This is a genomic window from Candidatus Jordarchaeum sp. (genome assembly GCF_052745115.1).
Genome location: NZ_JBRAKS010000105.1, coordinates 1 through 11,737 on the forward strand (window position 1 = coordinate 1; position 11,737 = coordinate 11,737).

13 protein-coding genes are annotated in these 11,737 nt (G+C 38.4%); 4 read left to right on the plus strand and 9 right to left on the minus strand.

Annotated elements, in window-relative coordinates; genetic code table 11:
• Positions 1-270: 270 nt before the first annotated feature.
• Positions 271-798: a GTP-binding protein gene (locus tag ACUVXA_RS09145; protein ID WP_445870947.1), complete on the plus strand. Its 528-nt coding sequence runs from the start codon at positions 271-273 to the stop codon at positions 796-798.
• Between the two features lie 66 nt (positions 799-864).
• Here the strand turns inward: ACUVXA_RS09145 and ACUVXA_RS09150 are convergent, their stop codons facing one another.
• The 4 genes from ACUVXA_RS09150 to ACUVXA_RS09165 all read right to left on the minus strand — a co-directional run bounded on the left by ACUVXA_RS09150 (position 865) and on the right by ACUVXA_RS09165 (position 4,872).
• Complete coding sequence (locus ACUVXA_RS09150) at positions 865-2,196, minus strand: diaminopimelate decarboxylase family protein (protein WP_445870948.1); 1,332 nt, start codon at positions 2,194-2,196, stop codon at positions 865-867.
• Between the two features lie 83 nt (positions 2,197-2,279).
• Positions 2,280-2,588 (minus strand): hypothetical protein, encoded by a 309-nt coding sequence (locus ACUVXA_RS09155; RefSeq protein WP_445870949.1) that lies wholly within the window; start codon positions 2,586-2,588, stop codon positions 2,280-2,282.
• A 66-nt stretch (positions 2,589-2,654) separates the two neighbouring features.
• On the minus strand, positions 2,655-3,086 hold the full coding sequence (locus ACUVXA_RS09160) for an endo alpha-1,4 polygalactosaminidase (RefSeq protein WP_445870959.1): 432 nt from the start codon (positions 3,084-3,086) through the stop codon (positions 2,655-2,657).
• 265 nt (positions 3,087-3,351) lie between these two features.
• Positions 3,352-4,872, minus strand: coding sequence for an NAD(P)H-hydrate dehydratase (locus ACUVXA_RS09165; protein WP_445870950.1), 1,521 nt, complete (start codon positions 4,870-4,872; stop codon positions 3,352-3,354).
• A 110-nt stretch (positions 4,873-4,982) separates the two neighbouring features.
• Between ACUVXA_RS09165 and ACUVXA_RS09170 the strand changes: the two genes are divergently transcribed.
• Both ACUVXA_RS09170 and speB read left to right on the plus strand, forming a co-directional pair.
• Positions 4,983-5,612 (plus strand): YkgJ family cysteine cluster protein, encoded by a 630-nt coding sequence (locus tag ACUVXA_RS09170; protein WP_445870951.1) that lies wholly within the window; start codon positions 4,983-4,985, stop codon positions 5,610-5,612.
• A complete protein-coding gene (gene speB / locus ACUVXA_RS09175; protein ID WP_445870952.1) occupies positions 5,602-6,465 on the plus strand; it encodes an agmatinase in 864 nt (287 codons plus the stop codon). Before ACUVXA_RS09170 ends, speB begins: the two co-directional genes overlap by 11 nt.
• 32 nt (positions 6,466-6,497) lie before the next feature.
• Here speB and ACUVXA_RS09180 read toward each other — a convergent pair whose 3' ends face one another.
• On the minus strand, positions 6,498-7,277 hold the full coding sequence (locus tag ACUVXA_RS09180) for an anaerobic ribonucleoside-triphosphate reductase activating protein (RefSeq protein ID WP_445870953.1): 780 nt from the start codon (positions 7,275-7,277) through the stop codon (positions 6,498-6,500).
• Between the two features lie 126 nt (positions 7,278-7,403).
• On the opposite strand from ACUVXA_RS09180, the gene ACUVXA_RS09185 reads away from it, so the two are divergent.
• A complete protein-coding gene (locus tag ACUVXA_RS09185) occupies positions 7,404-7,829 on the plus strand; it encodes a hypothetical protein (RefSeq protein ID WP_445870954.1) in 426 nt (141 codons plus the stop codon).
• 530 nt (positions 7,830-8,359) lie between these two features.
• On the opposite strand, the gene cofC is transcribed toward ACUVXA_RS09185, so the two are convergent.
• From cofC to cofE, 4 genes are read right to left on the minus strand one after another with little or no spacing between them, the layout of a single operon-like run.
• On the minus strand, positions 8,360-9,019 hold the full coding sequence (cofC, locus tag ACUVXA_RS09190) for a 2-phospho-L-lactate guanylyltransferase (RefSeq protein WP_445870955.1): 660 nt from the start codon (positions 9,017-9,019) through the stop codon (positions 8,360-8,362).
• A gap of 59 nt (positions 9,020-9,078) precedes the next feature.
• On the minus strand, positions 9,079-9,849 hold the full coding sequence (locus ACUVXA_RS09195) for a tRNA-dihydrouridine synthase (protein ID WP_445870956.1): 771 nt from the start codon (positions 9,847-9,849) through the stop codon (positions 9,079-9,081).
• Positions 9,846-10,778, minus strand: coding sequence for a 2-phospho-L-lactate transferase (cofD, locus tag ACUVXA_RS09200; protein WP_445870957.1), 933 nt, complete (start codon positions 10,776-10,778; stop codon positions 9,846-9,848). The genes ACUVXA_RS09195 and cofD overlap by 4 nt, the downstream gene beginning before the upstream one ends.
• A 15-nt stretch (positions 10,779-10,793) precedes the next feature.
• Complete coding sequence (cofE, locus tag ACUVXA_RS09205; protein ID WP_445870958.1) at positions 10,794-11,540, minus strand: coenzyme F420-0:L-glutamate ligase; 747 nt, start codon at positions 11,538-11,540, stop codon at positions 10,794-10,796.
• Between the last annotated feature and the right edge of the window lie 197 nt (positions 11,541-11,737).

Consider the following 11,737-nt stretch of genomic DNA (forward strand, 5'->3'; position numbering starts at 1 on the left):
ACTGTGAAGCCCCAACTCTATGTAATTCTATGAATTTCTACATAGAGTAGAACCCAATCCAAATCTTCCAGAGAAACATGACCTTCCTTAGGCATTTTAATATCACACTTTTAATTCATATCAATTTAAAATAATAAATATATATCTTAAAAAATTCAAAAATATTTTGCATTAGAAAGTTTTAAATTTTTACAAAACAAAGAAAACATAAGAAAGCGATTAGAAATAAATAACATAAAAAACACGAAAAGAAAAAGAAGGAGTAGTAAAATGTCAGGAGAATACGATTACCTCTTCAAAATAATAGTACTGGGTGACGGAGCAGTTGGAAAAACTAGCTTAACTGTCCGTTTCGCCCACGGTTATTTCAAAGAAGACTACAAGATGACAATTGGAGTAGACTTTGCGGTGAAGACGGTTAGTGTGGATACTAATAATGGTCCTCGGACGGCTAAGATGCAGATTTGGGATACTGGTGGTCAGGAGCGGTTTAGTTATATTCGTCCTTTGTATTATCGTGGTGCTATGGGTGGCTTGTTGGTTTATGATGTTACTAAGCGGGAGAGTTTTGAGCATTTAGAGAATTGGTTGGAAGAGATTGGTAGGCATTGTCCTTCGATTCCTATGATATTGGTGGGCAATAAGACGGATATGCCGGGGAGAGCTGTTAGTTTGGAGGAGGCTTTGGAGTTTGCGATTAATCGTAATATGGTGTACTTTGAGACCAGTGCTAAGACGGGCACTAACGTGGAAGCGGCTTTTGGCGATCTTACTAGGATTCTGATTGATTACTCCTAATCTCAGTTTTTGTTTCTTTAGGGTTTTCTCGTTTTTTAGATTTGTTTATTTTTTACTTGTGTGGTGTTATTTTATTGGTTGTCCTTTGTGTGTGTATATTGGGGTTTTAGGTAGTAAGTTGAAGTTGTTTCTTAGGGGTAGCTGGTAGGCTCCAACGTCTAGCACCGTTAGGATATCTCCGGGATCTGTTTTTGGTAGTTTTCGGGGTCCGGTATTGTTTTTTGGCCAGGCGAAGACATCATTGCTGTCGCAGGTTATTCCGGCTATGTTGTACCAGTTTGTGGGTTTGTGGTGGATTTTGGTGGCGTTGACTATTTCGAAGTATTGTCCGAAGCATACAGTGTCGTTGGTGTCTGTTAGGGCGCTGCAGTCTGTGATTATCCATTGGTGTTTGTCTTGTGGTGTTTTGCGTGTTTCTGTTGCTTTTAGTAGGAGTATCATGGTGTTTGCAGTTAACCATCGTCCAGTTTCTGTTATAATGGTGGGGGGATCAGCTCCGTTTTTCTGGTATATTTGGGTTATTTCTCTAATTATGTTTTGCGCGTATTCTTCGATTGTGTAGTCGGGATTTAGATTCTTGTTTTTTTGTGTTTTATAGTAGTTTACTGCGATTCCTCCCCCGATGTTTATGGTTTCAATTATGGTTTCTAGCTTTTTCCCTATTTGGATTGCATAGTCGCATAGTATTTTTGCGTTTTTTACTAATTTGCTTAGTTTGGTTACCTGGGTGCCTATGTGGGATTGGACTGCTTCTATTTTGATTTTGGAATTTTTTAGGAGTTTGATTGCTGCGGGTATTTGTTCGGTGTGGATTCCGAATCTTGCTAGTCCGGGTTGGAGTTCCGAGTTTTGGAAGTGGCTGGCTAGATTTAGGGATAATCCTGCTTTTAGTGGAATGTTCTTTTTTTCGCAGAACTCTTTGGCGTGTTTGATTTCTTCTATTGAGTTGAAGTTTAGTGTTATGTTTTTTTCTTTTTGGAGTTTCATTACTGTTTGTATTAGGCTTTCTTTTTGCTGGTTTTGGGTGGCGTGTTTTGAGACCCCGTTGCAGATAATAAAGGGTACATTTTTTAGTTTTGACAGAGCGTGTTTTAATTCGTAGATGCTCACTACTTCTATTCCAAAACCCAGGTTTACTAGGGTTTGTGCTACTTGGGGCAGGGCATTGGCAGCTAGGGCATAGCTGGGTTTGAATTGAGGATAGCCCTCGATAGCCGCTCTGAATCTTTTTGCGTTTCTTTCTAGTTGGTTTAGGCTTAGTATATAGACGCGGGTTCCTAGTTTTTCTGCTAGTTTTTGCACGCTCGAGTCTTCAAAAAATAGTTCCAAGTCTTTAAGGTTTAGGGGTTCTGCAAAGTCTTTTTTTTGGAGGTAGTCTTTAGGTTCAAGGCTGGACATTTGCACAAAACGCTCCCAAGGATCTATGATAGGAAATAGAACCTTCCTTCTATTAGGTTTTAATTTTTTTTAAGAAAGTGGTATTATGTAGCAGGATAGAAGGAATACTCTTTTAACGCGTCTAAATCTCTAATTGCACCATAAGGTAAATATCCGTTGTTGATATACTGAGAGTAGGAGTCATATATTTTACCTTTAAAAGTTGCGTAATCAGTAACCAGTACGGCCTTATTTGCGGCTAAAGCTTGATTTAAATTATTAATTCCTTCATTTCGCCAATAAGAGTCAGTGGCGTAGTTACCGTAGTAAAACAAGTCTTCACAACCTATACCGTCAATGTATTCTAGGTAGGTTGAATTTAACAATAGTTCGTCGCCGTTCTGCGCAAACACAATGAAGGTGTTTCCTGCATAAGTTTTAACATAATCTGAAATATTTCCAACAAAGTCAATCATTAACTAATCCGAATTCGGAATAACCCCTTCGTAGTATTCATGGGCATATATGATGTCCATGTATATTCCATCAAATCCAGCATCAATTATTCGATCCAAGTATTCGTAAATAATGGCCTGCCAACCAGAATCCCAATAATGAACTTTATAATTTCCCTTCCATTCCGGGTTTTCAATGTCTAACCACTTTGGAGCATCAGCATCGGGAATTCCATCTCTATTTGCGTCCCAACTGTTATTCCAGTAAAATCGATAATTTTCCGCCTCACCGATGCTAATGTAGGCTATCAGCAATTTCTCTTTATCTCCAGAAGATTTCATATAGGTGACATCTGCATTGGAGTATTCTCCGGTTTCACTTCCGTCAGAGGAATAATCTAAAATGATTAAGTCGTATTTAGAATCGTTTAGTCTTTCTATATCGATATCTTGCAGTCAGTAGGCAAAATCATCAATTGTTACACCACCCACAGTAAATTCAACTCTTTCAAGTTCCTCAAAGTCTCCCCCCCAACAAAAACAGGGGTGAGAAACTAAAGAAATCCTCCGAAGAGGTAGACATAATTAGAAAGTATGAGCCGAAAGATGCCCCGATTATGATAAGAAAGATCAGGGAGATTACGATTTTCTTGTTCATAAATAGAATATAATATTTTGTTTACGTTTAACCTTAACTTAAAGTAGCTACGATGAATCTTCATTAGGATTCGTAGACTTTAATGGTTTCGGGAATTAGTGTTATCAGGTCTGTTGCTGTAATATGGAAGCCTTTCTTTTCGACAGCCAGATCTCCGGCTATCCCATTGATAAATGCTGCGGCAACTGCTGCTCTGCAAGGTTTATAGCCTTGGGACAAGAATGCTGCGCAGATTCCGCTCAACACATCGCCTGTTCCGCCTACAGACATTCCGGGATTGCCGGTGGTGTTGATTTTTGTTCTTTTCCCATCAGATATGATATCCTCGTGGGCTTTGAGGAGTATGGTGACTCCCAATTCTTTTGCCCAGTCTTCCACCATTTTCATTCGGTCTTTTAGCTTTGAAGGTGGTGGAAGTTTTTCTCCGGTTAGTTGCAGGAATTCTCCCTGATGAGGAGTGAGTACGGTTTTTGTACCGTAGAGTGTTTTCCTTTCATTTGCTAGGATTTTTAATGCGTCTGCATCCACGAGTAAAGGCAAATCTTTCTCCTTTATAAGTTGGAAAATTTTAGGTAGTGTTTCACGGGTCTCTTCGTCTAGTCCTAGTCCCGGTCCCACAACTATTCCGGTTGCCCAGTCTTGGATAAGATTCCTGAGAATGGGTAAAGCTTCCTTGTTTAGTACTTCGCCCGGAAGTTCTCGTACTATTAGGTCTGGAGAGTATCCTCTAATCACTTGAGCGATTTTTGCAGGGGGTGTAACTATTACTAGATCAACGCCGGTTCGGAGAGCAGCGAGAGCTGCTAGTGCGGGTGCGCCGGAATAGTATTTGCTTCCCCCAATCACAAGAACCTTACCAAAATCTCCTTTGTGAGAATAAGGATCTCTTCTCTTAACTACGGATTTGACGTCACCAGGCCCTGCGATGATCTCTGCTTCCGGCGGTATACCGATAGGCCATATTTCAAGTTCCCCGGTGCAGTCTTTATCTATCAATCCGGGTTTTGCTTTGTGGAAGGTTACTGTGACATCGGCTTTTACCACTTTGTCTTGGATTTGGCCGCTTTCAGGATCTAATCCGGTTGGGACATCTATCGCTATTTTGAATGCTTCTGAGGTGTTAAATAGGTCTATGGCAGTGGAGAAGGGTTCCCGGATTCTTCCAGTAATTCCGGTTCCCAACATGGCATCGATTAGCACATCGGCGTTCTTAACTATATTTTGGATTTTTTCGAAGTCTGAAGTGTCGCTTATTAGAATTTTTTCTATGGTTAGTTCCATTTTTTCTAAGGCTTTCCAGTTTTGTCTAGATTCCGGTGTACGAATTTTGGCTGGATCACCTATTAGTATTAAATGCACCTTGGCGCCTACCGAGGCTAAGTGTCTTGCGGCAACAAAGCCGTCTCCCCCATTGTTTCCAGTGCCTGAAAAAATCACGATGTTTGAATCTGTTACTTTTTTTCTTTTTATTATATTCTCAAGGATTCCTCTTCCTGCGTTTTCCATTAGTAGTGATCTTGGAACCCCTAAGTATTCCGAGTTTTCGTCGGCAATTTTCATGTCTTCTGCGGATATGGTTTCCAAAATTGTTCCTCCGCCGCTTTTATGTAAAATATTGAATCAAAACTTGAGTGAATAATTAGTATTGGTTACTACTCAAAAGCTTTTTATTTCTTTAAATGATTTTCTCAATCATGGGTTCAAGATTATCATTATTATTAAAGAAAGTCAAGAAGTATATTAAATCTACTAATTTTGAGTGTCAACAGTGCGGAGAATGTTGCTCCATATACACTATTTGTGTAACTCACAAAGATGTTTTTCGAATAGTTAAAACCTATAGGCTTGACCCTTATGATTTTTTGGATTGCATGATTCCCGATAAAAGTGTTGAGAAATCGTTTAAGGATGTGCCTAGATTCTTGGGAGAGGAGGGAGAAAAGTGGGTTTTGTGTTTAAAAAATAATAAGAAAAATGATGGTTGTTACTTTAATAATTCTGGACCTTGCTCCATTTACCCGGTTCGACCCTTTATATGTCGCTCATTTCCCTTTCTTTGGGAACATAATAATTTAGGATACAAATTCACACTCAACAAGGAGGCTCGAAATTTTTGTATGGGATTGGGAGTAGAAGAGAATAAGTTCGATTTTGAAGTTGTGGCGAAGGATATGATTAAATCAGAGAGGGAGGATGATGAATATGCTAAATTGGTTGAGGAATGGAATCAACTAGTAGAGAAAAAGGAAATAAAGTCTCCTTCTTTAAAAAAGTTCATTGATTACTTCATGAAAAAGATGGAGGATGGGAAAAATGACCTATAGAGCACTTTATCTCAGTCCCCAGAACATTTTCTTAGGGCGAACTACACTATATGAGGATGCTGAATTTGCACTGTTTGGGGCTCCCTTTGACGGTACTTCTTCCTATTTGCCTGGTGCGCGCTTCGGTCCTTCAGCCATTAGAGAGGCATCGTGTAATCTGGAGTCATTTAGTCTTAGATGCCTTAGGGATGCGGAGGATGCCAAAGTCTGTGATTTGGGAGATGTGGCAGTGGTTCAAGGGGATGTTTACCAAACACTTGACCGAGTGGAAAAAGTGGTAGCAGAATTAAACCAAGATGGCAAAAAGGCTATAATGCTGGGAGGCGAACACACCATGACCCTGGGGGTGGTGAGAGGATTTGGAAAAGAGGTGGGAATAATAGATTTTGACGCACACACGGATTTGAGAAGTAAATACTTGGACCAGCCACTGTCTCATGCAACATTTATGAGAAAGATATCGGATGAGGGCTATGATGTTCTTCAGGTGGGAGTAAGATCAATCTGCAAAGAAGAATACAAGTTTATTACTAAAAATGATTGGAACTATATTACGGCTCTCGAAATTCAGAGAGAGGGAATGCAAAAGGCTTTTAACAAGATAAAAGAATTCCAAGAAAGAAAAGATCGTATCTACTTAAGTATTGATATTGATGTTTTAGATCCCGCTTATGCTCCTGATGTGGGTAATCCAGAACCGGGAGGATTAACTTTCAACCAATTAATTGATTTATTAGAAATTTGTGACAAGGTTACTGGTTGTGATGTTGTAGAAGTAACCTATGGTGGGAAAACCACCGCAATGGTTGCTGCGAAAATAATTTTGGAGTTATTATGCTTAATAAAAGTCTAAAAATTTTCTTTATGGTAGGGGTAATAGAATATTTAGATATGGGGTTCTTCAAGTGGTACCATAAACCCTATATTTCTGTGTCTTAAATAGACCCGAGGGACATTGACTTTCTTCCCCAATCTTATGAGAAGCTCTAAGCTTGATGATTTAATTTTTCTCAGCTCTTTACTATAAGCTCTCGCCGGCAAAAATTGTTGGAGCGTGTAACTCGCTTTTCCCTTTTCCGCTTTTGGTAAATATCCAATATCTCTCAAAACATTTCCTATATGTTCATAGCATACTTCTTCGCTATTTAATCCGGGAATAACAGTTGTTCTTAAATCGGCATAAGAATTATTTTCGAAAACTGTTTCAAGTGTCAATAATAGGCTTTGAATAATTTTTTCACCATTATTCACTCCACATAGTTTACCCTGCAGTTTGGGATCATTAAATGGTCCTTTAATATCTATCGATATTAGATCTGTCTGATTTACCAGTTCCTTTACACTTTCAGGGAAAAATCCGTTGGTATCGAACCCAAAAGATAGTTTCTTTTTCTTACAAAAATCAGCAATTTCTTTCAGGACATCTGGATAAAGGGTAGGTTCCCCACCAGAAACTTTAACTGCTTCTATTAAAGAACTAGCTTTTTCTATTCTTTCAAAGATTCTGGATAATTCCACTTCCTGATCCGGCCCTACCTCCAGCATCTTCCAGTTATGACACATAGGACATCGAAATGGACAACCCGCCATAAAAATGACCATAGCGGGTTTATGGGGATAATCAATAGTGCTAAAATCCAATATGCCATAAACATAGACTTTCATTGATACCACCGATTGTAATTACAGAAAAGTTCTTTAACAACATAGAATAATTCATAACAATTAATTTAAACTAGGTATTTAACCTTAATAGATTATCGTTAAAAATCAAACAAGGGGCATATAAAGATGGGTGACAAAAGAAATTTACCACGAGCTTCACAATTTTCAACAATCGATTCAGAGTATCGAATTAAACTCCCCGAAAAAGTTTGCGAAATGCTAGATATTAAAGAAGGCACCAGATTTTTAATAATAGCGGATAAATCAAAAACCAAAATCATCCTATATCCAATAATTCTGGGAGAAGAGAAATTTGCCGAGCTGTACATGAAGCTTAGAAACATCCCGGGAGTTTTAGGCGTTGTAGCAACCGAGCTTGGAAAAATGAACATTAACATCGAATCCACCGTGGTCCCACCAAGTTTTGAGGAAATTAGCGATTTTTACGCCATAATTAACTTTACAGAATGTAAAACTCCAATAGTTGAAGTGGAGAAAAAGCTCAGAAAACTGAAAAACACCATCGAAGTTGAAATCATACCAATCGAATAACAATGAAAAAACCTACAGAATTATATATAGTTATATTTCAATTTGACTGAAATTATCTCAAAAATCCTCTAAACACACCAAAAGATGATCTACCCGATAGTTATGATTATAATTTTGAATCTACTTTTCAGTAAATGGAGTTTTCAGAAAATGTCGATTAGTGTGAAGCAGAAATTTAAGGCTAGACCACATACTAGAGCTTTAATATCGAGATTTAGAGATTTTACAAGATTTATAATAATAGTTACTAGAGGCTAGATACCCATTTTTATGATAGCTTACTACTTGCTGGAAGAGGCTACTTGCTGGAAGAGTACTTTCTAATTTTCCCAGCATATAGCCCTTATTGGGTTCTGTTGTTTTTAATCGGTGTAGGGGGTCTGTATTAGTTATGTTTTAAAAACTGAGGAGGAAATTTCAATAATATAAAAAGTTTTCACTGAATAGTTACTCCTACTCCTTATCCAAATCTAGAAACACGTTCAGTTTTATTAAGTTTAGAATAATCCATTCTTATAAAATTTTAATTTTTATCTTTTAGCCCGAGAGAATATTAATTCGGTTTTGTATAATACTTCAAATGTTTTTGTACTATTTCCATACTCCACAATTTTTTTGACATCTTCTATTTCATCTAAATCAAGGGAAACTCTTTTTGAGCTGTAAATTTTGGGTTCTATGTTAATTTTTCTAGACTCTTTAAGGTGTGTTTGGAAACTGTTTTTTCCGAATTTAGGTTTTATAACTTGGGGAGGCGACCTATATAGGATGTTTGTTCCCCCAGTTAAGGAGGGTGAAAGTATTATGATGGGCTTATATTTTCCCATTGAGATAATTGTATCTATGTCTTGAGGGGTTATCAGGGGGAGATCGGCAGGAATAACAAGTGTGGCTTCAGCATTCATAGTTAGGCTGTACTCGGTGGCTTCCATTATTGCGTGATTTATCCCTCTTAGTCTGTCCTCCAGCAGTAGAGTAGCATCTTTTGGAATAATATTTTCTATTTTTTTATCCGGAGTTACTACTATGAGGTGGTTTACATTTTTTGAGTTAGTTACTGCTGTGATCACGTCGGATAGCATAGCTTTCACTAAGCGCTTTCTCTGATAGTCTGAGATTCCGCTCATCAACCTTGACTTAGATTCCATAACACCTTTAAAAGGGATTATAACATGTACTCTCAAGGTCATTCCCTTAAACAATATTCAGTGTTTACAATTTAAAATACCTATAAAAGAAATTTTCCATATTATTTTGGAAGGGCTTTTTCAACCTCTAGAGCTAGTTTTCCAACCAATCTGGGATCACTTATGGTATATCTAGCTACTGAAACCGCTTTTGCACCTGCCTTGATCATCTTCAAGGCTCTATCTAAGCTAGTAATTGAATTATTACCAATTAAGAAAGTTTTACTACTCTTTGAAATCTTCCTAATGATTTCTAGGTCCGCCTCGGGATAACCATGTTTCATGGCATCAATATGAAAAACGTCAACTCCAACTGAATCCAAATGCTCTACCAGAGTTAAATCATCAACCACGTTTGCACGCCACTTTATAATCAGGGGTATCCTGAGGGTGCCCTTCAGACCTTCAATCCATTCTTTAAGTTTTTCGAAATCGAAAAGCAGAGCTTCTCCTCCACCTAATTCTGTAATCTCCGGTTGTCTACAATGAGCATTTAGCTCGAAAGCATCAGCTCCGCTATTCTGCACAATTTCTCCAGCTCTTAACAATCCCTCTAATGTGGCCGCTCGCACATTTACAGCCACTGGGGCGCCACCTTTCTTTGCAATTGCAACCTCACTGGAAATAAAATCTTTTAAATTTTTTAGCTCTATGTGGAATTCGCTTCTGCCTCTATGTTTTATTCTGAACCCGGCTTTAATTGTTTCAGCGTCGAAGTTTATACCTCCAAGTATAACCATACCCGCCCCAGCCTTAGCAGCCTCGAAACAGAATTTGCCATTACATACTCCGGCCATCGGCGCTAAAATCACATGATTTCTAATATGTATCATTGGTTGGCCTCTAATCTTTCTAGAACCAGTTTGGCAAGATGTGTTTTATCCTCTTCACTCTTCAAAATGATATTTGCGCAAATAACTTTGATACCCAACGAACTGATTCTTTCAGTAAAAGTTTCATCACTTTTATCTATAAATATTTCATCTATAAGCCCTCGATAAATACTAGCAACTCCAAAGGGCGACACCTCTACACCTATTCCATTTAACAAATTTCCTGCCGGACCACTGACTGGACCACTCCCCACAATAGGACTGATACAAATTTTTTTAGTAGAAACACTTTCTAAAGACTCTTTAATACCGGGTATTCTTAGAATGGGGGCGATACTGGTTACTGGATTGCTGGGACCGATAATTATACCAGCGGCTTCTTTTATTGATTCAACCACTCCTGGTGCTGGTTTCGCTTGTTTTATTCCCTCAAAATTCACGCCTATAACTCGATCTAATCCTTTTCGCTTGACCCAGTATTCTTGGAAGTGAAAGGTCCCCTTCTCAGTTTTTACAAAAGTAGTAACTTTTTCATTAGACATAGGCAGAATTTTCACCTTTATATTAAAAGTACGACATAGTAAAGCTGCAACATTGGTTAAAGTGTATCCTTTTCTAAGCAGCATTGTTCGGTGCAGGTGGGTCGCCAAATCCCGGTCTCCAACAGAAAACCAGTCTTCGTACCCATACTTTTTAATCATTTCCAAGAAGTGAAAAGTGTCACCCTTAACCCCCCAAAACTTGATTTCATCCAGAAGGCCCGCGAGCAAATATATTGCGGTGTCTAGATCTGGACTAACATACAGGCCCAGCCACTCAAAGTCATCTGCAGTATTAACTATAAGTGTAATTTCCTCTGGTTCTACGAAATTGACAAGTCCTTGAATTAGTTTTAGACCACCTGTTCCCCCAGATAATACGGTTATCATTGTCCCACTCTCTGATCATCGAAACATGTCTTTTGCAGGATCCATTATCAAATCTTTAACGCTTCCTTCCCCCTCGATATAATTGAATCCTCTTATTATAACAACGGGAATTCCCTCATTGGCTTCTCCCATTACTAGTCCAGCCGCGGAAGCCAGTTGATCGGAAATGCCGACTATGGTGGATTTTAACTTGTAACCGAATAGATCCACTTCACCCCGTCTATCCCAGAGAGGCTTCATTCCAGAAACACCAACAGCTACATTTATAGCTCCTTCCCTAAATGGTCTTCCGTGAGTGTCTGAAATAATTACCGCCACTTTAACTCCAGTCAATTTTTCCAATTCAGCTCTTATTTCTCTAGCGGATTTCACCGGATCTTTAGGCAGGAGGGACACAAAAGTCTCACCAGGCATATTCGATTTATCCACACCTGAGTTTGCACAAATAAACCCGTGCTTAGTTTCTGTAATGATAGCGTACTCCATTCTGATAATTTGTTTTGCTTCACGGAGAATAACCTCTACTTGACGAGGATCCTTTTCAAACCTCTTAGCAGTCCTTATAGCAAAATCTGATGGAACCACTTTGTTAAGATCCGCCACGCTTCCCTCTGCCCTAGAAACTATGCTTTGAGCTATAACCAAAACATCCTTGTTTTTTATTTCCACGCCCTGAATCTTAGCAGCGTCCACAATTATTTTTGCAATATTGTCACCCTCACGAATTGTAGGAATTCCTTTAACACCAAATATCTGGATCATAATTTCAATCCTCTAATCACAAAGTTAAATGGAAAATCAACTCAAATTAACGATGAGAAGTTATAACTAATTCTTTATGAATTATAATATTCATAGAAAGGATAGGACAACTATTTAAAAAACTTTGCATAAATAAACTAGCGGTTCTGGTACTAAATACGGTTGGTGGGTCTGATTAATATTTTGCTTTTCGTCCC

Coding starts and splice junctions, on each gene's coding strand:
- speB (WP_445870952.1), top strand. CDS start 5,602: ATGACCTATAGAGCACTTTATCTCAGTCCCCAGAACATTTTCTTAGGG.
- ACUVXA_RS09195 (WP_445870956.1), bottom strand. CDS start 9,849: ATGATACATATTAGAAATCATGTGATTTTAGCGCCGATGGCCGGAGTA.
- cofC (WP_445870955.1), bottom strand. CDS start 9,019: ATGACCTTGAGAGTACATGTTATAATCCCTTTTAAAGGTGTTATGGAA.
- ACUVXA_RS09170 (WP_445870951.1), top strand. CDS start 4,983: ATGGGTTCAAGATTATCATTATTATTAAAGAAAGTCAAGAAGTATATT.
- ACUVXA_RS09145 (WP_445870947.1), top strand. CDS start 271: ATGTCAGGAGAATACGATTACCTCTTCAAAATAATAGTACTGGGTGAC.
- ACUVXA_RS09180 (WP_445870953.1), bottom strand. CDS start 7,277: ATGAAAGTCTATGTTTATGGCATATTGGATTTTAGCACTATTGATTAT.
- ACUVXA_RS09185 (WP_445870954.1), top strand. CDS start 7,404: ATGGGTGACAAAAGAAATTTACCACGAGCTTCACAATTTTCAACAATC.
- ACUVXA_RS09150 (WP_445870948.1), bottom strand. CDS start 2,196: ATGTCCAGCCTTGAACCTAAAGACTACCTCCAAAAAAAAGACTTTGCA.
- cofE (WP_445870958.1), bottom strand. CDS start 11,540: ATGATCCAGATATTTGGTGTTAAAGGAATTCCTACAATTCGTGAGGGT.
- cofD (WP_445870957.1), bottom strand. CDS start 10,778: ATGATAACCGTATTATCTGGGGGAACAGGTGGTCTAAAACTAATTCAA.